General features: G+C 63.4%; 16 protein-coding genes. 9 read left to right on the forward strand and 7 right to left on the reverse strand.

Annotated features, from left to right (window positions below; genetic code table 11):
• Positions 1–120: 120 nt before the first annotated feature.
• The gene (locus NYQ83_RS02215) at positions 121–2,775 is read left to right on the forward strand and encodes a ribonuclease E/G (protein ID WP_261212010.1); all 2,655 of its coding nucleotides are present in this window, start codon (positions 121–123) and stop codon (positions 2,773–2,775) included.
• A gap of 82 nt (positions 2,776–2,857) precedes the next feature.
• Here the strand turns inward: NYQ83_RS02215 and argC are convergent, their stop codons facing one another.
• The 5 genes from argC to chlG form a co-directional block, all read right to left on the reverse strand.
• Positions 2,858–3,910 carry an N-acetyl-gamma-glutamyl-phosphate reductase gene (gene argC, locus NYQ83_RS02220; protein WP_261212012.1) on the reverse strand — a complete coding sequence of 351 codons (1,053 nt, stop codon included), beginning with the start codon at positions 3,908–3,910 and terminating at the stop codon, positions 2,858–2,860.
• Positions 3,911–3,986: 76 nt separating this feature from the next.
• Positions 3,987–4,250 (reverse strand): hypothetical protein, encoded by a 264-nt coding sequence (locus tag NYQ83_RS02225; protein WP_261212013.1) that lies wholly within the window; start codon positions 4,248–4,250, stop codon positions 3,987–3,989.
• 21 nt (positions 4,251–4,271) lie between these two features.
• Entirely contained in the window at positions 4,272–5,510 is a 1,239-nt protein-coding gene (locus tag NYQ83_RS02230; protein ID WP_261212016.1) for a geranylgeranyl diphosphate reductase, read from the reverse strand.
• A 2-nt stretch (positions 5,511–5,512) separates the two neighbouring features.
• Positions 5,513–6,880 carry a BCD family MFS transporter gene (locus NYQ83_RS02235; RefSeq protein WP_261212017.1) on the reverse strand — a complete coding sequence of 456 codons (1,368 nt, stop codon included), beginning with the start codon at positions 6,878–6,880 and terminating at the stop codon, positions 5,513–5,515.
• Between the two features lies 1 nt (position 6,881).
• Positions 6,882–7,790, reverse strand: coding sequence for a chlorophyll synthase ChlG (gene chlG / locus NYQ83_RS02240; RefSeq protein WP_128294309.1), 909 nt, complete (start codon positions 7,788–7,790; stop codon positions 6,882–6,884).
• A gap of 127 nt (positions 7,791–7,917) precedes the next feature.
• Here chlG and NYQ83_RS02245 point away from each other — a divergent pair, with 127 nt between their 5' ends.
• Entirely contained in the window at positions 7,918–8,973 is a 1,056-nt protein-coding gene (locus NYQ83_RS02245) for an alpha/beta fold hydrolase (RefSeq protein ID WP_261212029.1), read from the forward strand.
• A 48-nt stretch (positions 8,974–9,021) separates the two neighbouring features.
• Here the strand turns inward: NYQ83_RS02245 and ppsR are convergent, their stop codons facing one another.
• On the reverse strand, positions 9,022–10,470 hold the full coding sequence (ppsR, locus tag NYQ83_RS02250; protein WP_261212031.1) for a transcriptional regulator PpsR: 1,449 nt from the start codon (positions 10,468–10,470) through the stop codon (positions 9,022–9,024).
• Positions 10,471–10,504: 34 nt separating this feature from the next.
• Positions 10,505–11,332 (reverse strand): B12-binding domain-containing protein, encoded by an 828-nt coding sequence (locus NYQ83_RS02255; protein ID WP_261212033.1) that lies wholly within the window; start codon positions 11,330–11,332, stop codon positions 10,505–10,507.
• 312 nt (positions 11,333–11,644) lie between these two features.
• Between NYQ83_RS02255 and bchF the strand changes: the two genes are divergently transcribed.
• From bchF to NYQ83_RS02290, 7 genes are read left to right on the forward strand one after another with little or no spacing between them, the layout of a single operon-like run.
• Positions 11,645–12,193, forward strand: a complete 549-nt coding sequence (gene bchF, locus NYQ83_RS02260; RefSeq protein WP_205649948.1) for a 2-vinyl bacteriochlorophyllide hydratase — start codon at positions 11,645–11,647, stop codon at positions 12,191–12,193.
• Positions 12,190–13,473, forward strand: a complete 1,284-nt coding sequence (locus tag NYQ83_RS02265) for a ferredoxin:protochlorophyllide reductase (ATP-dependent) subunit N (RefSeq protein ID WP_128293898.1) — start codon at positions 12,190–12,192, stop codon at positions 13,471–13,473. The genes bchF and NYQ83_RS02265 overlap by 4 nt, the downstream gene beginning before the upstream one ends.
• A 1-nt stretch (position 13,474) precedes the next feature.
• Positions 13,475–15,058 carry a ferredoxin:protochlorophyllide reductase (ATP-dependent) subunit B gene (gene bchB / locus NYQ83_RS02270; protein ID WP_261212039.1) on the forward strand — a complete coding sequence of 528 codons (1,584 nt, stop codon included), beginning with the start codon at positions 13,475–13,477 and terminating at the stop codon, positions 15,056–15,058.
• A complete protein-coding gene (locus tag NYQ83_RS02275; protein ID WP_261212040.1) occupies positions 15,033–18,758 on the forward strand; it encodes a magnesium chelatase subunit H in 3,726 nt (1,241 codons plus the stop codon). Before bchB ends, NYQ83_RS02275 begins: the two co-directional genes overlap by 26 nt.
• Positions 18,755–19,657 carry a ferredoxin:protochlorophyllide reductase (ATP-dependent) iron-sulfur ATP-binding protein gene (gene bchL / locus NYQ83_RS02280; RefSeq protein ID WP_128293895.1) on the forward strand — a complete coding sequence of 301 codons (903 nt, stop codon included), beginning with the start codon at positions 18,755–18,757 and terminating at the stop codon, positions 19,655–19,657. The genes NYQ83_RS02275 and bchL overlap by 4 nt, the downstream gene beginning before the upstream one ends.
• Positions 19,657–20,358 carry a magnesium protoporphyrin IX methyltransferase gene (gene bchM / locus NYQ83_RS02285; protein WP_261212041.1) on the forward strand — a complete coding sequence of 234 codons (702 nt, stop codon included), beginning with the start codon at positions 19,657–19,659 and terminating at the stop codon, positions 20,356–20,358. Before bchL ends, bchM begins: the two co-directional genes overlap by 1 nt.
• Positions 20,355–21,788: a BCD family MFS transporter gene (locus NYQ83_RS02290; RefSeq protein ID WP_128293893.1), complete on the forward strand. Its 1,434-nt coding sequence runs from the start codon at positions 20,355–20,357 to the stop codon at positions 21,786–21,788. Before bchM ends, NYQ83_RS02290 begins: the two co-directional genes overlap by 4 nt.

Genomic DNA, 21,788 nt, shown 5'->3' on the forward strand with positions numbered 1-21,788 from the left:
TGCTTCCGCGGCGACACGCGCTGGCGCCTGTTCTCCCCTTATTCACATTTGGCCCCGGCCGCGCGCCAAGAGCAACTGGCGCGCCCAACGCATATTTGGCCCGGGGCGGAGTCACACACTATGTCGAACAAGATGCTCATCGACGCGGCCCACCCGGAAGAGACCCGGGTCGTGGTGCTGCGCGGCGACAAGGTTGAAGAATTTGATTTTGAATCAGCAGAGAGAAGACAACTTCGAGGCAACATCTATCTGGCGAAGGTAACGCGGGTCGAACCGTCGCTGCAGGCCGCCTTCGTCGATTATGGCGGCAACCGGCACGGGTTCCTGGCGTTCTCGGAGATCCATCCAGACTATTACCAGATCCCGTTCGCCGACAGGCAGGCGCTTCTCGATGCGGAAGAATCCGACCGCGACGAGGATTCCGACAATCATGGCGGTGACGCCCACGGCGACGAGGCCCCCGCAAAGGCGGACAAGTCGTCCGATGACGATTCCGAGGACGACAACAGCGACGACACCAACGGCGACGATAACGACGCCGACCATGCCGTCGAAAGCGTCGGCGCGGAAGATGCGATGGAGGAGGTGCCGGAACGGCGCCGCCAGCGCGCCAAGCAGTACAAGATCCAGGAAGTCATCAAACGTCGCCAGGTTCTGCTGGTGCAGGTGGTCAAAGAGGAGCGCGGCAACAAAGGCGCTGCGCTGACGACGTACCTGTCGCTCGCCGGTCGCTATTCCGTCTTGATGCCGAATACGGGCCGTGGCGGCGGCATTTCCCGCAAGATCACCGACCCGGCCGACCGCAAGCGCCTGAAGAGCATTGCGGCAGGGCTCGAGGTGCCGTCGGGAATGGGCGTCATCCTGCGCACAGCGGGTGCCTCCAGAACGAAGACGGAGATCAAGCGCGATTTCGAGTATCTCCTCAGATTGTGGGAGAACGTTCGCGATCTGACGCTGAAATCTGCGGCACCGACCCTCGTTTACGAGGAAGGCAGTCTCGTCAAACGCTCTATCCGCGATCTCTATTCGCGCGAGATCGACCAGGTCATGGTGGCCGGCGAAGAAGCCTACCGCGAGGCGAAGGACTTCATGCGCATGCTCATGCCGAGCCATGCGAAGAATGTTCAGCCCTACCGCGATGCGGCCCCGATCTTCTCGCGCCATTCGGTGGAGCGTCAGCTCGAAGCGATGTTCCTGCCGCAGGTCACCCTGCGCTCGGGCGGTTACATCGTCATCAATCAGACCGAGGCGCTCGTCGCCATCGACGTCAATTCAGGCCGTTCGACGCGCGAGCATTCGATCGAGGACACCGCGGTTCGAACGAACCTCGAAGCGGCCGAAGAGGTCGCACGCCAATTGCGGCTGCGCGATCTGGCAGGCCTCATCGTCATCGACTTCATCGACATGGAGGAGAAGCGCAACAATCGGGCGGTCGAACGCAAGCTGAAGGACTGCCTGCGCTTCGACCGGGCGCGCATTCAGCTCGGGCGCATCTCGCATTTCGGTTTGATGGAAATGTCGCGGCAGCGCCTCAGGACCGGCGTCTTGGAGAGTTCGACGGCGCTCTGCCATGCCTGCCATGGCACCGGCCAGGTTCGCTCTGTGGCGTCTCTCGCGCTGCAGCTCCTGCGCATGCTGGAAGAGCACCTCATTCAGGACCGCACCCGCAATCTCGAAGTGTCGACGCGTCCGGACGTTGCGCTTTACGTGCTCAACCAGAAGCGTTCGCACCTCGCTGACCTCGAACGCCGCTTCGCGGTTTCGATCAGCGTCGCCGGGGATGCCCCGGATGCGGCCTCGGGCTTCACCATCGATCGCGCCGACCTCTCCGAAGAGGAGCCGCCGCACTCGGCCGCCGTCGCGATGCTCGACGTGTCTGATTTCGACGAGCCGGCTCCGGCTGAAGTCGAAGACGAGAGCGAAGCGAGCGCCGATGAGGACGGCGAGGATGGTGGCCGCCGCGGAGGCCGGCGGCGCAAGCGTCGTCGTCCGAAGGGCGAGAGAGCCGAAAGCGACCGCTCGGAGACGGAGGCCGCGACCTCGGAAGCCGCCGCAGCGAATGGCGGCGAAGGCCGGCGGGACGAAAACTCGGAAGACGACGATGGCGACGAGACGAAGCCGAAGAAACGGCGCCGTGGCCGCCGTGGCGGAAGGCGGCGCGGTCGCAATCGCGATGAGCAGCAGGATGCGAATGCAACGAACGGCGACAATGCGCAAGATCGTGGTTCGCGCTCCGATGACGACGATGAGGACGACGATCGCGCAGACGCGCGCCGGCCCGAGACCGAAGAGCAGAACGAAGTAGCGAACCCCTCTGAGACTCCGGAAGCCCCGTCGGCGGAGCAGACCTCTCCGGCCGTCGAAGCGACGCAGGAAACCGCGACGGCCGAGCCTTCCGTGGAGAGGGCGGTGGAGCAGCCTTCGCTCCCGGCCGCGTCAGAACAGGTCGGAACGGGCGCTGAGAGCGAGCCGAAGGTGGAACCTGCCACAAGCTTGGACGCCGGCGAAGAAGCTGCCGAAGAACACGAAAATCGTTCGAGCTACGAAGAAGCCAAGGACGAGAACGCCGATCGTGTGGCGGAAGCGGCAATGCCCGCCGAACCAGAGGCAACCGAAAGCGGCGCTACCTCGAGCGGCACGCCAGAAGAGCGGCAATCCGATGAGACCGCTTCAGCACAGGCGGACGTTGCCGAAAAGGCCAAGGACGACGAGCCGAAGGACGACCCGAACCGGCCGAAGCGCGTCGGCTGGTGGCAGCGTCGTTCATTCCTCTGAACACAGCGATCGCTCGTTGAGCTAAAAAGAGCCCGCCCGGGACACCCGGACGGGCTCTTTTCGTATCGCGGAAAAGAACGCCTTAAGGAAACAGCGCCAGCTGCAAGAGGCCTTCGCCTTCTTCGAAACCGAACGCGACATTCATGTTCTGCAGGGCCTGGCCGGCGGAGCCTTTGACGAGATTGTCGATTGCGGCAATGACCAGGGCGCGCCCGCTGATGCGATCAGGGAAAACGCCGATCTGCACGTAGTTGGAGCCGCGGACATTCTGCGTCTGGGGAACGCCCCCTTCCGGCAGGACGTGCACGAACGGCTCCGGCGCGTAATCCTCCACGAGCCGTTGGCGAAGATCGCCGGCCGTCACGCCTTCGGCAAGGCGCACGTAGCAGGTGACGAGCTCGCCCCGGCTCATCGGGATGAGATGCGGCGTGAAATTCACCGTGATGGGCATCCCCGCGGCAACGCCGATTTCCTGTTCGATCTCCGGCGCGTGGCGATGCTTGCCGACGGAATAGGGTGACAGCCCCTCGCCCGCCTCGGCAAAAAGCGTGTTTTGCTTGAGACCGCGGCCGGCACCGGTCACGCCCGATTTCGCATCGATGATGAGATCGCTCGCATCAATCATGTCTTGGCGCACGAGCGGCAGGAGTGCCATCAGCACCGCGGTTGGGTAGCAGCCGGGACAGGCGATCAGCCGGGCATCCTTGATGAGAGCGCGGTAATGCTCGGTCAGGCCATAAACCGCCTCTTCCTGAAGCTCCGGCGCCTGATGCTCATGGCCGTACCACTCGGCATAGACGGACGCGTCGCGGAGACGGAAATCGGCCGACATATCGATGATGTGCGCTTTCGGATTGGCGCTCAAAACCGCCGCCGTGATCTCCTGCGTCGTCCCGTGTGGAAGGCCACAGAAAACGGCGTCAAGCTCGCTCCAATCGACCTCTTCCCAGGCTTTAAGACGCGGCAAATCGAGGATTGCGAGGTGCGGAAACACCGCCCCCATCTCCTTCCCGGCATGGGTGTTGGCGGTCAGCGCAGCGATCTCGACATGCGGATGGCGCGCCGCGAGACGCACCAGATCGGCGCCGGTGTAGCCGGAGGCGCCAAGGACGCCGATGCGAATCTTATCGTGCATATCAAACCCTCGCTTCAAGGCGCCGGCTTTAGCCGTCAGGCCGAGGCGAAGTCAACGAAGGCCGATGCAGAGCCGCTCAACGCCAGCGGCGGACGAGGTCCCCGAGATGCGCAAGACCCGCGAGCGTCAGGAAGAAGGCGATCACCTGCCACTCCGCCCCCACCAGTGCAGCACGCAGCGCCAAAATCAGCGTCGCGCCCGCGGCAAGATTGACGAGAAGATCGAGCGGGCGAACGCCCCGCCCGGTCCGCCGATAAAAGTAGACGAGGCCGACAGCCTCCGCGAGCACAAGCAGAAGGATGAGGTCGGCGATCCGACCGCTTTCGATGAGACCGGCCATGAGAGCGCCTCCTGAAAGGGATCAGGAAACGCGGCGACGGGGACCGAGCTTGCTCGCCTCGTCCGGCTGCACAAGCCCCAGAAGATGCGCCATATCCTTGAAGAAGACCCGCATATGCGCTCCCGGCCGCGCCCGCACGAGCTTCTTGTTCATATAGGCTTCCCAGGTCAGCCGCTGCACGTCCGGATCGGCGCACATGGACACGAAGCGCTCGCGCCGTTTGTCGTTCTTGTACCAGAAGTACTGCATGATCCCGAGGATCCAGAAGACGCGCCCATGCTCTTTCATGAAGCGCTTGCGTGCACCCGCGAGCGCCTTCGAATCGTTGGTGCGCAGGAATTCCTCGACGGCCTCTCCGGCGAAGCGACCGCAAACCATGGCGTAATAAATGCCCTCGCCGGAAGCCGGCGCCACGACGCCAGCGGCATCACCCGCCAAAAGCACATCCTGGTCGTTGTCCCATTTCCGGCGCGGCTTCAGCGGAATCGGCGCACCTTCCTTGCGGATCGTTTCGGCCGCGTCGAGGCCCGTGATGCCGCGGAGATCGGCGACGGCGTTGCGCAACGAAAAGCCCTTGTTGGCACTGCCGGTACCGATGCTCGTCGTGTCACCATGGGGGAAGACCCAGGAATAAAAGTCCGGCGACATGCGGCCGTTGTAATAGACATCGCAGCGCTTCGGATCGAAATGCGCCGCGCCATCTTGCGGCGAGCGAACGATCTCATGATAGGCGAACACGTACGGCACCCGGCCAGCCCGCGGCACGGCCTCGCGCGCGACGGCGGAATTTGCGCCGTCGGCGCCGATCACGGCGCGTGCGCGCACGACTTCGAGAGACGCGTCGCGTCCGCCGTCTTTCGGCCGGTAATGAATGCGCGCCACCCCGTCGGTGTCGCGGTCGAAAGCTTCGAACGTGCCGGCACAGCGCTCAGCGCCGGCCTCGGCCGCGCGCTGACGCAGCCATTCATCGAAATGCTCGCGATCGACCATGCCGACGAAGCCGCCTTCGATGGGCATGTTCACGCGCCGATCCGTCGGCGAGACGATCTCCGCGGAGGAGACCTGCGCGACGAGCATCGAGGTCGGGACGTTGAAATCGCGCAAAAGACGTGGCGGCACCGCGCCACCGCACGGCTTGATGCGGCCCTGCCTGTCGAGCAGCAGGACCGAATGCCCCTTGGAGGCAAGATCGGTTGCAGCCGTTGCGCCAGCCGGGCCACCCCCGACAACGACCACATCGTATGTTTTGCTCTCAGGCATGATTACCGTCCCCCTAAACCGGCGAGCGTCTCCTCGCCCACGGCCGTCACATCCAGCGGGGCCGAGATCACCTTCCCCGCGCGATCGACCCGGTATGCAAGCCAGGCCGAAATCACAAAGAACACGCCTTCGATCGCAAAGACCATGGCATAGGCCGGCACCGGCGAAGCAAAGATCGTGCGCGTCGTATCGATGGCCACCGTGCCCAGGAATCCACCAAGGCCGAAAGCCACGCCCTGCGCGGCACCCCACAGGCCCATGCGCACACCTTCACGGCGCTCGCGCCCGGCACCCGCAAGACCCATCATCGACGCGATGGCGGCCACAGCGAAGGCGCCGTTTGCCGCACCCAAAAAGAAGACCGAGCCCCTGATCGGCCAACCGGGGCCCCAGAAGCCTGCCGTGACCAGCCCGAAGAGCGCCAAAGCGGAGGCGAAGCAGCCGCCGATGGTCCAGCTCTTCATGGTGCCGATGCGCCGGCCGATCACGTTGCTGCCGAGAGCGCCGACCAGCAGCATGCCGACAAGGACGCCGCTGTGCTGGACGCCGGCGAGCTTCGTCGATTCGCCCGGCGTCATTCCAAAGACCGTGCCCGCGAAAGGCTCAAGCACGAGATCCTGGGCGCTGTAAGCGAGCATCGACACGAAGATGAAGATGGTGAAGCGACGAGCCGTCGTCTCGCTCCACACCTCTTTCAGCGCCTGCCGGAATGCGGGCTTTTCCTCCGCCCCGTCCTTGCCTGCGGGATGCGCATCATCGGGCCGGGCAACGCGCTTTTCGACACCGAAGACGGCGACGAGTGTCACCAGGAAAGCCGCCAGAGAGACCGCTCCCGTCACGGCAACGAGCCGCTGCGGAGAAAACGGATCGAGGAAATGGCCGGCTGAGGTCGCCGTCACCACGAAACCGACGATCATCATCCCCCAGACGAGGGTTGCCGCCGCCGCGCGACGGCCGGGATCGACCTTTGCGGCAAGCAGGGCGAGAAGCGAGGTGCCGGCCGCACCGACGCCGATGCCGATTGCAAAGAAGCTTATGACGGCAAGCGCGATGCCGCCGGCGAGATTGACACTCATCCAGGCTGTCGCGACCGCGGCCAGGAAGCCACCGCCCCCAAGGACGGCCATGCCTCCGACGATCCACGGCGTTCTGCGCGCGGTGATGTCCGAGCCATAACCCCAACGCGGGCGCAGCATCTGCACCGCATAATGGACGCCGACCAGAGCGCCGGGCAAAGTGGCCGGAAGCGCAAGCTCGACAACCATCACCCGGTTCAACGTCGACGTCGTCAGGACGACGATCGCTCCAAGCGCTGCCTGCACCAGTCCGAGACGGACGATGCTGACCCAGCCCAACGTGGCTGTCTGCATGTCACGCTCCAATCGTACGCAGTGCGAAAGCCGAAATCAGCATGCCAAGAACGTAAAGCGTGGTGCCGGTGGCATTGTACCAGGCGGCCTGCTCTTTCGGCTCACGCAACAGGCGCGCCATCAGCACGAACTGCACAAGCAAGGAGACACAGACCGCGGCCGCGTAAATCGGCTTTCCCCACGAAAACAGGAGTGCAATCACAATGGCTTGCGGGAAAGCCATGACAAAACAGGCAAACCTCGCCGCGCGCGCGACGCCCAATTGCGCCGGCAGCGACCGGATCCCCATCTTGAGGTCGCCCTCGACCGCCTTGAAGTCGTTGAGGGTCATGATCCCGTGGGCGCCGAGGCTGTAGAGCGCGGCAAGCGTGATGATCCGCCAGTCCGGCAGCCCGCCCACCATGACAGCGGCGCCGGTGAACCACGGAAGCCCCTCGTAGCAGGCGGCCACCGCCGTATTGCCCCACCAGCCGTTCTTTTTCAGCCGGAAGGGCGGCGCCGAATAGGCCCAGGCGAGAATGAGGCCGACCACTGCCGCCCAGAACACCCAGATGCCGAGAAACGCTGCGAGGACGAGCGACAAAGCCGTCCAAATGAGTGCGATATAAAGGCCCCAACGGCCCGGAATGCGCCCCGACGGGATCGGTCGGTTCGGCTCATTGATCGCGTCGACATGGCGATCGTACCAGTCGTTCGCGGCCTGGCTCGTCGCCGTTACCATCGGTCCCGCGAGCACGATGCCGGCAAGCATCACCAGCCAGCGCTCAGAGATCGGAACGCCTGAGGAGACGACGCCGCAGCCGAACGCCCACATGGGTGCGAACCATGTGATCGGCTTCAACAATTCGAGCACGGCCGCCGGTTTCGGGCGGGTTAAAGTATCGGATGCAATCGAAGCCGAACGAGACATGGCCGGGACAGTATTGGCCGCCTCGCGCACCGTCAACTCAACTTTACACTCGCCCCCGCGGCGGAATCTCGCGCCCCCCGGCAGCGGGGAACCCGCGTCACTGCCGGACGTTGCGAGAGCATCGCGAATGTTGCAGAGCAAAACGGCGGAGCGGATGACGAGCGAGGATAAGGCGATGACATCGCAGAACGAAACTGAAGGCAGCGCAGCGTTGGGCAATGGCGCTCACATGCGCCCCGAACCCGCCGCGAAAAGCGTCTCGCCGGTCAGCGACAGCCGACCTGCCGCGCCAATGCCCTCTTTGCCTGAGGCCTTTCCCGCCGAAAGGCGCGAGATCACGGGACGTGCCGGCCGCCTCTCCTATTATGTCGCAGGCGAAGGGAGCCCCCTCCTCCTCATCCACAGCATCAACGCCGCAGGCTCTGCCTACGAAGTGCGGCCGGTTTTCATGCACACTCAGACGCGGCACCGCGTCTATGCCGTCGATCTTCCGGGTTTCGGGTTTTCCGATCGCTCCGACCGCACGTACGACATTCGGCTCTTCGTCGACGCGGTCCACGACATGCTTGATCTCATCGAAGCGGAGACCGGCTCACAGGCGATCGACGCCATGGCACTCTCCTTGTCGTCAGAGTTTCTGGCGCGCGCCGCGACCGAACGGCAGGAAGGTCTTCGCAGCCTCACCTTCGTCACGCCAACCGGGTTCGAGACAGGGTCGAGCAAACGTCGTGGTCCCGAAGGCTCCACGCGGCAGGTGCCGTTTCTCTACGAAACGCTCAACGTGCCGCTTTGGAGCAAGGGGGCCTTTCGCCTCCTCACCACCAGGCCGAGCATTCGCTTCTTCCTGGAAAAAACCTTCGGCAGCAAGGACATCGACGAGGGGCTTTTCAACTACGCCTATGAGACGACGCATCAGGACGGGGCGCGTCACGCGCCTTATGCCTTCGTTTCGGGATGTCTCTTCGCCAACGATATCAGGCGCATCTACGAGAAGCTGACGCTGCCGATCTTCCTCGCCCACGGCACCCGCGGGGATTTTCAGGATTTCTCCGAGGTCGATTGGCTGCGCGCGCAACCCAATTGGACGGTGAAGCCGTTCAAGACCGGCGCGATGGTCTATTTCGAGCAGCCCGAGGCGTTCCTCGCTAGCTTCGAAGAGTTCCTGGCGTCCGCAAAAGCTTGAGGCGTATCACGCAGCCCTCTCGGGCCTTTCCCAAGGCCGCAATGCAGTTCAGTGGTCGCTGCCGTTTTCCGGCGTAAAATCTACGAGGTCGTACCGGCGAAGCTTCGAATAGAGGCTTTGCCGGCTGAGACCGAGAATTTCGGCGGCGGAGGCGCGGTTGTCGCCGGTCAGCTCGAGGGCCGCCTCGATGCAGAGCTTCTCGATCACGTCGGTGGTTTCGCGCACGAGATCCTTGAGCGGCACGCGGCCGACGAGTTCCGTCAATTGATCGACCGAGCGGGGCAATTGCCTCGCCGCCGGGCGCTCTCTTTCCACCCGCGCACTGACATCGCGAAGAACGAAACCGAGGCAGGGCTGCTCCCCCTCGAGCACCGATACCGCGGCAACCTCGATATCAACGACAGAGCCGTATTCACCGCGCAGGATCGACCGAAAATGCCGAACCGAGCCGTGTTCGCGCAGATTGGCGATGAGAACGTCGAGTTCGATCCCCTGCCGCCCGACCCAGCGCTCCAAGCGCTTTCCACGAACCTGCTCGAGGCTCGCGGTCTGCGCCAAATCAAGAAAAGCGATATTCGCCGCCAGGATCCGCCGGTCGGGGTCGGTCACGATGAAAGCGTCGGGCAGATGCTCCACGATATCGACCAGAAGCGAGGTCGTCCCGGCATCCTGCCTCACTCTCTCGCCGTCGACCGGCGACAGGCGGATAAGGAAATGGGCAGAGGATTCCTGCCGGAAAAGCGAAGCGGAGAGAACGCACTCCTGCTCGCTAAAGGGAAGCCGCACGCGCGCATCTTCGGCATGACCGGCAGCCCTCACCATCGCAAGCAGCGCCTGCACGGCGCGCTCCGACTCGTCGGAAAAGAGCCTGCGCAGCGGTGCCCCGACAAGCTGCTCCGGAGACTGGTCGAGCAGCCCGCTGGCGGCGGGATTGACCTCGACGACCTTCTGGCTGTTGGCATCGACGATCAGGACGGCCTCAGAGGCCATTTTGAAGAACAGGCGGTAGCGTGTCTCCGCCTGGCGCAGGCGCGAATATTCGCGCTCCAGCGCCACCTGCGCTTCAATCAGCCTCTGCTGCAGCGCGGACACGGGACGCAAATCGCGACCGATTGCGATGTAACGCTCACCACCGCCCACCTGCATCGCGAAATAACGGACGGCCACGTCGGCGCCACGGTTTGAAGGGTGATTGACCTCGCGCCAGCGCGAAACGCCTTTCGCATCCGCCTCGCTCAGAAGAGCCGCGACCTTTTTTTCGCTATCGGCCGTGACAAGATCGCGCCAGGCCTTTCCGACCCAGTCTGAAACACCTTCGTGAGAGAATTCTTCGTCGCCGAAGGCGAGATCCTGAACGACGCCCCCCTTGTCCAGGACAAGGGCAATATCTGCCGCGTGGGCGATTAGCTTTCCGGCGATCTCGGCGTCCAGGTCGCCGACCGACTTATGCGGGACCGAGAACTCGCTTGGGGCTGATTTTGTAACCAAGCCGTCCATCTGTTGCACTTAGTCCCGCATCAGGCATGAATCATTAGCAACGCATAGCTAGAAGCCCGAGCATACGCTCGGCCTGCGATACTGCACTGCGCGCATCCGTCGCTCCTACATCGGCCCCGACCAACGCGACAAGCTCTGGATGCTCCATAAAAATGTGTCCACCAACGATTACAGCGATGGATTTGTTACGAGATTCCAGACGGACCGCCTTTATCGTCGCCGCCAGATCGTCGATTCCACGCGCGCTCGACAGCGACAACCCGACCATCGAAAACCATTCGCGCTTGACGGTTCCAACGAGATCGGCGGGGTTCGCATCGAGTTCCACAGATACATCCCAGCCGCCGCGACGGAAGAAAGCCTCCGTCAAAAAGATGCCGAAGGAATGCCGCTCGCCCGGTGCAGAGGCGAGCAGGATGCGCCGTCCGTCGCCGCAATCGGCCGACTGGCAGTAAAAGGCCGGGCCGAGCTCCCGCAAAAGGTGCTGAAGCCGCGACATGCCGATGGTCACCTCGGCGAAATCGCAGCGATCATCGTTCCAGAAATCCCAAAGCCGCGCTGCTGCGGGCGCCATCAGCTCAAGCAGAAGTGCCTCGAGCCCGACACCGCGCGCGCGCGCCATATCCACATAAGCGAAGGCGACGCTCCCATCACGCGCCAGCAAAAGACGGGCGAATTCGTCGATATCAACCGCGTCGACGCCAGTTCCCTCAACGCAATTGAGATGCGGCTCTCCCCACCCGACCCGATGGGCCAGCATCAACCGCGGGATGATCTCACCTTCGATCGTCGTGAGAATACGGCCACTCCAGGCGCTCTCGCTGGAAGTCGCCTCAATGTCTGAGACCGGGAACGAGCGCATGGGGACATCTTCCCATGGCCGATTTACGTCCCAGCCTCCGCAGCGGTCCTCAGCGTGTTGCCTAATGTCGACCATCTCTCGCACCCCCGAGCTCAAACTGGCCAAAAAACGGATATTACACCGCTTCACCTTCCCGGCAGCGGCTCCGGACGGAGGCCTCAGACCTCCGCCTTTCGACGCGCGAGTTTAAGCACTTTCGGTCCCTCAGCGATAGAGCCGGAGCGTACGCCTCGGCTCGGCGGAATGTAAAGTGAGATTTACGTCTAGTGTTGTTGACAGTCGCCGAGCGGCAGCCCTAGAGTCGGTCTTACGTTGTGCCGGTTGGGGAGACGGGGCGCGGTGAAAACGCCAAATAAACCAATCATTTCTCTCTATACAGAGGAAGAACGTCGACGGCGTGACTCGACCTCCTGGACGCTGGTTCAGGGTGTGCTTGCGCCGATTCAATTCCTCGTATTTCTCATTAGTTTAGCCCTTGTGATCCGGTATTTGACGACAGGCCAAGGGTATTTTGTCGCAACTGCGTCCGTCGTCGTCAAAACCGCCGTCCTGTATACGATCATGATCACGGGCTCGATCTGGGAGAAGGTGGTCTTCGGCCGCTATCTCTTTGCACGAGCCTTCTTCTGGGAAGACGTCTTCTCGATGCTCGTTCTGGCCCTTCACACGGCCTATCTCGGCGCGCTCTGGACGGGTTTCCTGGATGCTGGGGGGCAGATGATCTTGGCGCTCGCCGCCTATCTCGCATACGTGATCAACGCGACGCAGTTCGTTCTGAAGCTGCGCGCCGCGCGGCTGCAGGAGCAGGCGAATCGCGATGCGGCGGCCGCGTCCAAGACGGATATGGAGTTCGCACGATGAACCCAGCAGGCGTCGCACGCGTCACGACGGGCTGCAGTGAAGCGCCGATCCTTCGGGAGCGCGGCCAGCGTGAGGTATTTTGTGGCCTCACCGGTATCATCTGGCTGCACCGCAAGATCCAGGACGCCTTCTTTCTGATCGTCGGATCTCGCACCTGCGCGCATTTGATGCAGTCGGCGGCGGGTGTGATGATCTTCGCCGAGCCGCGGTTTGCGACGGCCGTCATCGAAGAGCGCGACCTTGCCGGCATGGCCGATGCCAACGAAGAGCTCGACCGGGTCGTCACGCAGCTTCTGGCGCGCCGCCCTGAGATCAAGCTTCTATTCCTGGTCGGATCCTGCCCCTCGGAAGTGATCAAGCTCGATCTGTCGCGAGCTGCCGATCGCCTCAACGAGAAATTCGCGTCGACGACCCGCATCCTGAATTATTCCGGCAGCGGCATCGAGACCACCTTCACGCAGGGTGAGGATGCATGCCTTGCCGCACTTGTCCCGCAGATGCCCGAAGCATCTGCACAGGCGCCCGCTTCCCTCCTCGTCGTCGGCTCGCTCGCCGATGTGGTGGAAGACCAGTTCCGGCGGCTGTTCGACGATCTCGGCGTAGGGCCAGTCGGCTTCCTGCCGCCGCGATCGTCGACAGAGCTGCCCGAGGTCGGCCCGAACACCCGTTTTTTGATGGCGCAGCCCTATCTTGCCGACACGCGGCGGATCCTGGAGAGCCGCGGGGCAAAGGCCCTGCAGGCGCCCTTCCCTTTCGGCGCTGAAGGCACCACCGCATGGCTGAAAGCTGCAGCGGATTGCTTCGGCGTCGACGAGAGCCGGTTCACGGCGGTCACCGCGCTTGGCCGCGAACGCGCCAAACGCGCGCTGTCGCACTATCAGGAGCAGCTCGCCGGCAAGAGCATCTTTTTCTTCCCCGATTCTCAGCTCGAGATACCGCTTGCACGGTTTCTGTCGCGGGAGCTGTCGATGCGGATCGCCGAAATCGGCACCCCCTATCTGCATCGTCAGAATCTCGCGGCAGAGCTTGATCTGCTGCCGGAAGGCGTCGTCTTGTCCGAAGGCCAGGACGTCGACCGGCAGCTCGACCGCGCGCGGGCCGCGCGCCCGGACCTGACCGTGTGCGGGCTCGGCCTCGCCAATCCGCTGGAGGCGGAGGGTTTGACCACCAAATGGGCGATCGAACTCGTGTTCACGCCGATCCAGGGCTACGAGCAGGCTGGCGATCTCGCCGAACTCTTTGCGCGGCCGCTCAACCGCGCCGCTCGGCTGGAGGTGTGAGATGCAGCTCACCGTCTGGACCTATGAAGGGCCGCCGCATGTCGGAGCGATGCGCATCGCCACCGCTATGGAAGGCATCCACTACGTCTTGCACGCACCGCAGGGCGACACCTACGCCGATCTTCTCTTCACGATGATCGAGCGGCGCAACAAGCGCCCGCCGGTCACCTACACGACTTTCGAGGCGCGCGACCTCGGCACAGATACGGCCGAGATCTTCAAGAACGCGGCACGCGATGCGTATGAGCGCTTTCAGCCGCAGGCGATGCTGGTCGGCGCGTCATGTACGGCGGAACTCATCCAAGACGATCCGGGCGGCCTTGCCAAAGCATTGGCCCTGCCGATCCCCGTCGTTCCGCTGGAACTGCCATCCTATCAGCGGAAGGAAAACTGGGGCGCCTCGGAGACCTTCTATCATCTCGTTCGCGCCCTCGCCGGCCCGCATGCGCCGGCGCCTGGCACGGAACGACCGCCCCGGGACGCAGGCCGCCGGCCGCGGTGCAATCTGCTCGGACCGACCGCTCTCGGCTTTCGGCACCGCGACGATGTGGCGGAGATCACCCGACTTCTCGACCGCCTCGGCATCGATGTCGCCGTAACGGCGCCGCTCGGCGCCACTCCGGCCGATATCGCGCGGCTCGGAGAGGCAGATTTCAACGTTGTGCTCTATCCGGAAATTGCGCAAACGGCCGCCGGTTGGCTCACCCGCACGTTCCGACAGCCGGCAACGAAAACGGTCCCGATCGGCTTTGGCGCGACAATCGACTTCATCAAGGAAGTCGCCGAGATCGCAGGCGTCGATCCCACCGCCGTTCTCGCGGGCGCGCCGTCGCGTCTTCCGTGGTACTCACGCTCCGTCGATTCGACCTATCTCACCGGCAAGCGCGTCTTCATCTTCGGCGATGCGACGCATGTCGTTGCAGCCGCGCGCATCGCCGACAAGGAGCTCGGCTTCAAGGTCGTAGGCCTTGGCACCTATTCGCGTGAATTCGCCCGCGACGTGCGCGCCGCCGCCGAAAGCTATGGCGTCGAAGCGCTCATCACCGACGACTATCTCGAAGTCGAAGAGAAGGTGGCAGAGCTTCATCCCGAGCTCGTTCTCGGCACGCAGATGGAGCGCCATATCGCAAAGCGGCTGCGTGTGCCCTGCGCAGTCATCTCGGCGCCCGTCCACGTCCAGGATTTTCCGGCACGCTATTCGCCGCAGATGGGCTTCGAAGGCGCCAATGTGATCTTCGACACCTTCGTGCATCCTTTGATGATGGGCCTCGAAGAGCACCTTCTCGGCATGTTCCGCGGCGATTTCGAATTCCACGACGAGGTCCAGCCGTCGCATCTGGGGCACGGCGCCGCACCGGCGCCAGACCAGACTCAGATCAAAGAAACGGAGATCGAAAAGGCTGAGATTGCCGGTGCCGTCCAAGCTGTCACCTGGGCGGCAGAAGCGGAGCAGGAACTGCGCAAAATACCGTTCTTCGTCCGCGGCAAGGCGCGCCGCAATACCGAACGTTTCGCCGAAGAACGCGGCTTAGCGACGATTACAGTTGAGACACTCTACGATGCCAAAGCCCATTTCGGCCGATAACGCGACGCCTCTGCGCGTCGTCATCGTGACACTCGACAGCCATCTGGCGAGCGCAGTCGAGCGCGCACGCCCGATTCTTCAGAAAGAGATCCCCGGTCTCACGCTCAATCTGCACGCCGCCACCGAATGGGGCGACGATGCGACTGCGCTCGGCCGGTGCCAAGCCGACATCGCCGAGGCCGATATCATCCTCGCCAATATGCTCTTCATGGAAGACCATATTCAGGCGGTGATGCCGGCCTTGAAGGCGCGGCAGGACGAATGCGACGCCATCGTCGGCTTCATGTCGGCCGGCGAAGTGATCCGCCTCACCCGCATCGGCCGTTTCAAGATGGACGGCTCGCAAGGCGGCGCGCTCGCCCTTCTCAAGCGGCTTCGCGGCTCGGACAAGCGCGACAAGGAAGGCGCCAAGCAGGCCGCCAATTCCGGCGCCAAGCAGATGGCGATGCTGCGCCGGATCCCGCAATTCCTGCGGTTCATCCCGGGCACGGCCCAGGATGTGCGCGCCTACTTCCTGGTTCTGCAGTACTGGCTCGCCGGTTCGGAAGACAATATCGTCAACATGGTGCGGCTTCTCGTCGAGCGTTACGCCGAGGGCCCGCGCAAGCAGCTGCGCCACCATTTGAAGGCCAAGCCGCCGGTCCATTATCCGGAGGTGGGACTTTATCATCCGAGGCTCAAGGGACGCATCACGGAGCGCCTGGAAGCCCTGCCCTCCCCGTCGAAGGAGCGCAAGGGCCGTGTCGGCCTGCTCATCATGCGGTCCTATGTGCTTGCCGGAAACACGGCGCATTACGACGCTGTGATCGACGCCCTGGAGGCCCATGGCCTGCAGGTGGTGCCGGCCTATTCGAGCGGTCTCGACAGCCGCCCTGCGGTTGAAGCTTTCTTCACGCCGAACGGACGCCCGGTTGTCGATGCCGTCGTTTCATTGACGGGCTTCTCGCTCGTCGGCGGCCCCGCCTACAACGACGCCAAGGCGGCCGAAGAGATGCTGACGCATCTCGACGTTCCCTACATTTCGGCACAGGCTGTCGAGTTCCAAACGCTTGAGCAATGGGATGGGTCTGACCGCGGCCTTCTTCCGGTCGAAACGACCATGATGGTCGCGATCCCGGAACTCGACGGGGCAACCGGACCGATGCTCTTCGGCGGTCGTTCGGAGAATGCCGAACAAACGCGCGACATGCAGGCGCATTCAGAACGCGCTCAAATGCTCGCCTCGCGTGTTGATAAGCTCGTCAGGCTTCGTCACACGAAGCGCGCTGAGCGTAAGCTCGCCGTCGTTCTCTTCAACTTCCCACCAAACGCTGGCAGCACCGGCACCGCCGCTTACCTTTCGGTTTATCATTCGCTCTTCAACACGCTGAAATCCCTGAAGGAAGCGGGTTACACGGTCGACGTGCCGGAAAGCGTCGATGCCCTGCGCGACATGATTTTGAAGGGCAATGCGAGCCGCTACGGCACGGACGCCAATGTGCATGATCGCATCGCGACCGACGATCACGTGAGGCGCGAGCGCTATCTGAAGGACATCGAAGCGCAGTGGGGCCCGGCGCCCGGACGGCAACAAAGCGACGGCAGCTCGATCTTCGTGCTCGGCGTTCAGCTCGGCAATGTCTTCGTCGGTGTGCAGCCGGCCTTCGGCTATGAAGGCGATCCGATGCGGCTGCTTTTCGAGAAGGGCTTTGCTCCGACGCACGCGTTCTCCGCCTTCTATCGGTATCTGCGCGAAGATTTCCGTGCCGACGCGGTTCTGCATTTCGGCATGCACGGCGCGCTCGAATTTATGCCCGGCAAACAGACGGGGCTCTCGGATGCCTGCTGGCCTGACCGGCTGATCGGAGATCTGCCGAACTATTATCTCTATGCGGCCAACAATCCGTCAGAAGGCTCGATTGCCAAGCGGCGCTCCGCAGCAACACTGATTTCCTACCTCACGCCGCCCGTGGCCCGGGCCGGGCTCTATCGCGGCCTTCTCGATCTCAAAGCGTCTCTCGACCGCTGGCGGGCTTTGCCGCCGGACGAGACGAATGAGCGCGAGCAGCTCGCCCCGCTCATTCAGGCTCAGGCCGCAGAGCTCGACCTGGCGGCTCCGGAACCCGCCTGGGAGGATCCCGCAGCGGAGACGGCGAAGCTGAGTGAGGCCATTCTCGACCTCGAATACAGCCTCATCCCGCACGGACTGCACGTCATCGGCGAGCCACCTTCGGCGGAAGAGCGTGCCGATCTCCTCCTCGCGGTGGCTGAAGCCCGTTTCGGCACCAAGCCGGAGAAGGACGCTGTCGAGGCGCTCGTTGCCGGGCGGCAGCCGCGGCAGGCTCTGGTCGTCGGCGGAATGGATGAGAACGACGCGAATATCGAATTGTTCGATGAGCTCGCCTCGACCAACAAGCTCCTGTCGGAAGACCACGAACTCCCGTCCCTTATCCACGCGCTCGACGGATGCTTCGTGCGCCCTGCCCCCGGCGGCGATCTTCTGCGCACGCCGGCGATCCTGCCGACGGGCCGGAATGTGCATGGCTTCGACCCCTTCCGCATGCCGAGTGCGTTCGCCGTTACGGATGGGGCGCGCCAGGCGAAGCGCCTCCTCGACCGATACGTCGAAGACGGACATCCGATCCCGGAATCGGTGGCGATGGTCCTGTGGGGGACCGACAATCTGAAGAGCGAAGGCGGTCCGATCGCCCAGGCGTTGGCGCTGCTCGGCGCGCGGCCGCGTTTCGACAGCTTCGGTCGTCTCTGTGGGGCGGCTCTCATCCGCCTGGAAGATCTCGGCCGGCCCCGCATCGACGTCGTCATGACGCTGTCGGGCATCTTCCGCGACCTCCTGCCGTTGCAGACCAAGCTGCTCGCCGAGGCCGCCTATCTTGCCGCCACGGCGGATGAACCGCTTGAAATGAACTATGTGCGCAAGCACGCGCTGCGCTATCAGGAAGAGCATCAATGCGACCTGGAGACGGCCGCGCTGCGCGTCTTCTCCAACGCCGACGGTGCCTACGGCTCCAACGTCAACATGCTGCTCGATTCCGGGCGATGGGAAGACGAGGACGAGCTCGCCGACACCTACGCAAAGCGCAAATGCTTCGCTTACGGACGCCAGGGCGCGCCCAAGCAGCAAGCCGCTCTTCTGCAGACGATCTTCAGCGATGTGGAGCTCGCCTACCAGAACCTCGAATCGGTCGAGCTCGGCGTGACCACCGTCGATCACTACTTCGACACGCTCGGCGGAATCAGCCGCTCGGTGCGCAAGGCCAAGGGCGGCGAGATTCCCGTCTACATCGGCGACCAGACCCGTTCGGAAGGCATGGTTCGCTCTCTGTCGGAGCAGGTCGCACTCGAAACCCGCACCCGCATGCTCAACCCGAAATGGTACGAGGGCATGCTGAAGCACGGTTACGAAGGCGTGCGTCAGATCGAGGCCGCGGTCACCAATACGATGGGCTGGTCGGCCACGACAGGTCAGGTCGCGCCGTGGATCTATCAGCAGATCACGCAGACTTACGTGCTTGATCCGGAAATGCGGCAGCGCATGGCCGCCCTCAATCCGGTTGCGTCGGCAAAGGTCGCGCACCGGCTTCTGGAGGCACATGAGCGCCAGTACTGGCAGCCCGACGAAGCCGTGGTGGAAGCCCTGCGGCAGGCGGGTGAAGAACTGGAAGACCAGCTCGAAGGCATACCCGTGGAGAGAGCCGCATGAACATCCCTCTGAGACCGATGCCACCGATCGCGAAGAACGAGGACGGAGAAGGCAGCGTTCAGGTTCGGCTCGATCCGTCGATCCATATCGAAACGGCGAAAGTGTTCGCCGTCTATGGCAAGGGCGGGATCGGCAAGTCGACGACCTCGTCGAACCTGTCGGCGGCTTTTTCAAAGCTCGGCAAAAGGGTTCTGCAGATCGGTTGCGACCCGAAGCACGATTCGACCTTCACCTTGACCAAGCGCCTCGTGCCGACGGTCATCGACGTTTTGGAGTCTGTGAACTTCCATTCCGAAGAGCTGCGTGTCGAAGACTTCGTCTACGAAGGCTATAACGGCGTCATGTGCGTGGAAGCCGGCGGACCGCCTGCCGGCACAGGCTGCGGTGGCTATGTCGTCGGTCAGACCGTGAAGCTCCTCAAGGAGCATCATCTTCTGGAAGACACAGATGTCGTGATTTTCGACGTCCTGGGCGATGTGGTCTGCGGCGGCTTCGCCTCGCCTCTGCAGCATGCCGAGCGCGCACTTATCGTGACCGCCAACGATTTCGATTCCATCTTCGCGATGAACCGGATTGCCGCGGCGATCCTCGCCAAGGCGAAGAACTACGACGTGCGGATCGGCGGCGTGATCGCCAATCGCAGCGCTGGAACCGACGAGATCGACCGCTTCAACGAAGCGACAGGACTGAAGCGTCTGGCGCATCTGCCCGATCTCGATGCGATCCGGCGCAGCCGTCTGAAGAAGTCGACGCTCTTTGAAATGGAACCCTCCCCCGAACTGGAGCAGGTGCAGAACGAATATCTGCGCCTTGCCGCTCAGCTCTGGGCAGGCGTCGAGCCGCTTGCAGCGACACCGATGAAAGATCGCGAGATCTTCGACTTTTTGGGATTCGATTGATGCCAACAGCCTCGTATTTGGAGCGCCGCGGAGAGCTTGAGACCTATTTCGACCGCACCGCGGCCGATGCCTGGTCCAAACTCACGTCCGACGCGCCGGTGAGCCGTATCCGGGCCACCGTGCGCGCCGGCCGCGACCAGATGCGGGCAACCCTGTTGAGCTATCTGCCGGACGACCTCTCCGGGCTGCGGCTCCTCGATGCCGGTTGCGGAACCGGTGCGCTGTCCCTGGAAGCTGCGCGCCGCGGCGGCGATATCGTCGCAATCGATCTGTCGCCGTCGCTCGTCGCACTCGCCAAAGAGCGCACCAAGGACGAGCCGGAGGCCGAGAGGATCGATTTCCACGTCGGAGACATGCTCGATCCCGCGCTCGGTGATTTCGACTTCATCGTCGGCATGGATTCGCTCATCCATTACCGCGATCAGGACCTCGCGAATATTCTCGCCCGGATGGCGACGCGGGCCCGGCAGGGGGTGGTTTTCACCTTCGCACCCCGCACAGCGCTGCTCGCGGCCATGCACATGGCGGGGCGGTTTTTTCCGCGCAGCGACCGCGCGCCTTCCATCGAACCGATCAGCGAAGCGCGGCTGCGCCAGCTGGTCGCTGCGACACCTGAGCTAACGGCATGGCGGCCGGGTCGAAGCCGTCGTATCGTAAGCGGATTTTACACGTCACAGGCTATGGAGCTCGTGCCCGCATGAAGCGGCTGAACAATTCGGTGAGCGCAGCGTGGAGCCGTCTCGGCCCCCGCTTTTTGCCGTTTGCAGATGCTGCAACGGCCGAGCTTCCGCTCGGCCGCCTCTTGCGTCTGTCATTGTTCCAAGTCTCCGTCGGCATGGCGGTGGTGCTTTTGAACGGCACGTTGAACCGCGTCATGATCGTCGAGATGGGCGTGCATGCCTGGCTCGTCTCCTTGATGGTGTCGCTGCCGCTCGTCTTCGCGCCGTTCCGTGCCCTGATCGGCTTCAAATCGGACACCCATCGCTCGCTGCTTGGTTGGCGTCGTGTGCCCTATATCTGGATGGGCACGCTGATCCAGTTCGGCGGTCTCGCCATCATGCCATTCGCGCTTCTGGTTTTGTCCGAGGGCCAGGGGCCCGCGATGGTAGCCGGTCAGGCCGGGGCTGCCATTGCCTTCCTCCTCGTCGGCGCCGGGCTGCACACGACGCAGACAGCCGGGCTTGCGCTGGCCACCGACATCGCGCCGGCCGAATCCCGCCCGCGCGTCGTGGCGCTGCTCTACGTCATGCTGCTTCTCGGCATGATGGTGAGTGCCCTCGTCTTCGGTGTGGTTCTCGACAATTTCAGCCCGTTCCGGCTCATCCAGGTCATTCAGGGTGCCGCCTTCCTGACGATGGTCTTGAACGTCGTCGCCTTGTGGAAGCAGGAGGCGCGCAATCCCGCACTCACCGCAAAAGACGCGCCAAGAACCAGCTTCCGCGAAGCCTGGGGCTCCTTCGCCAAAGGTGGACGCGCAAGCCGCCTCCTCGTCGCAGTCGGTCTCGGCACGGCAGGTTTCAGCATGCAGGATATTCTGCTCGAGCCTTATGGCGGCGAAGTCCTGCACCTGACCGTGAGCGGCACGACAACATTGACGGCTCTCCTCGCCGGAGGCTCGCTCGTCGGATTTGCGCTCGCCGCCCGCCGTCTCGGGCGCGGCCAGGATCCGCACAAGCTTGCTGCCTATGGCGCGCTTGCGGGCGTCGTGGCGTTCGTCGCCGTGATCTTCGCCGCGCCCCTGGAATCAGCGATGCTCTTCCGGGCAGGTACCATCATCATCGGCTTCGGCGGCGGCCTCTTCTCGGTCGGCACGCTCACAGCCGCCATGGAATTATCGGAGAATGGGCAAAGCGGCCTCGCCCTCGGCGCCTGGGGCGCCGTTCAGGCGACCGCCGCGGGTCTCGCGATCGCGCTCGGTGGCGTCGTTCGCGACACCTTCTCCACATTGGCAGAACAAGGCGTTCTCGGGTCGGCTCTCACGGGCCCGGCCACCGGCTACAGCTTTGTTTACCATTTCGAAATCGCGCTGCTCGCCGTCACGCTCGTGGCGATCGGGCCGCTCGTGGGGTCGGGGGGGCGAACACGCTCCGATCCATCATCGTCCTTCGGTCTAGCCGAGTTTCCTGGCTAG

The sequence above is a fragment of the Afifella sp. JA880 genome, from assembly GCF_025379905.1.
GTDB classification, from domain to species: domain Bacteria; phylum Pseudomonadota; class Alphaproteobacteria; order Rhizobiales; family Afifellaceae; genus Afifella; species Afifella aestuarii.

What these genes read in the sequence shown, in the direction of transcription:
- NYQ83_RS02215 (WP_261212010.1), top strand. Translation starts at nt 121, where the DNA reads ATGTCGAACAAGATGCTCATCGACGCGGCCCACCCGGAAGAGACCCGG.
- argC (WP_261212012.1), bottom strand. Translation starts at nt 3,910, where the DNA reads ATGCACGATAAGATTCGCATCGGCGTCCTTGGCGCCTCCGGCTACACC.
- NYQ83_RS02225 (WP_261212013.1), bottom strand. Translation starts at nt 4,250, where the DNA reads ATGGCCGGTCTCATCGAAAGCGGTCGGATCGCCGACCTCATCCTTCTG.
- NYQ83_RS02230 (WP_261212016.1), bottom strand. Translation starts at nt 5,510, where the DNA reads ATGCCTGAGAGCAAAACATACGATGTGGTCGTTGTCGGGGGTGGCCCG.
- NYQ83_RS02235 (WP_261212017.1), bottom strand. Translation starts at nt 6,880, where the DNA reads ATGCAGACAGCCACGTTGGGCTGGGTCAGCATCGTCCGTCTCGGACTG.
- chlG (WP_128294309.1), bottom strand. Translation starts at nt 7,790, where the DNA reads ATGTCTCGTTCGGCTTCGATTGCATCCGATACTTTAACCCGCCCGAAA.
- NYQ83_RS02245 (WP_261212029.1), top strand. Translation starts at nt 7,918, where the DNA reads ATGTTGCAGAGCAAAACGGCGGAGCGGATGACGAGCGAGGATAAGGCG.
- ppsR (WP_261212031.1), bottom strand. Translation starts at nt 10,470, where the DNA reads ATGGACGGCTTGGTTACAAAATCAGCCCCAAGCGAGTTCTCGGTCCCG.
- NYQ83_RS02255 (WP_261212033.1), bottom strand. Translation starts at nt 11,332, where the DNA reads ATGCGCTCGTTCCCGGTCTCAGACATTGAGGCGACTTCCAGCGAGAGC.
- NYQ83_RS02265 (WP_128293898.1), top strand. Translation starts at nt 12,190, where the DNA reads ATGAACCCAGCAGGCGTCGCACGCGTCACGACGGGCTGCAGTGAAGCG.
- bchB (WP_261212039.1), top strand. Translation starts at nt 13,475, where the DNA reads ATGCAGCTCACCGTCTGGACCTATGAAGGGCCGCCGCATGTCGGAGCG.
- NYQ83_RS02275 (WP_261212040.1), top strand. Translation starts at nt 15,033, where the DNA reads ATGCCAAAGCCCATTTCGGCCGATAACGCGACGCCTCTGCGCGTCGTC.
- bchL (WP_128293895.1), top strand. Translation starts at nt 18,755, where the DNA reads ATGAACATCCCTCTGAGACCGATGCCACCGATCGCGAAGAACGAGGAC.
- bchM (WP_261212041.1), top strand. Translation starts at nt 19,657, where the DNA reads ATGCCAACAGCCTCGTATTTGGAGCGCCGCGGAGAGCTTGAGACCTAT.
- NYQ83_RS02290 (WP_128293893.1), top strand. Translation starts at nt 20,355, where the DNA reads ATGAAGCGGCTGAACAATTCGGTGAGCGCAGCGTGGAGCCGTCTCGGC.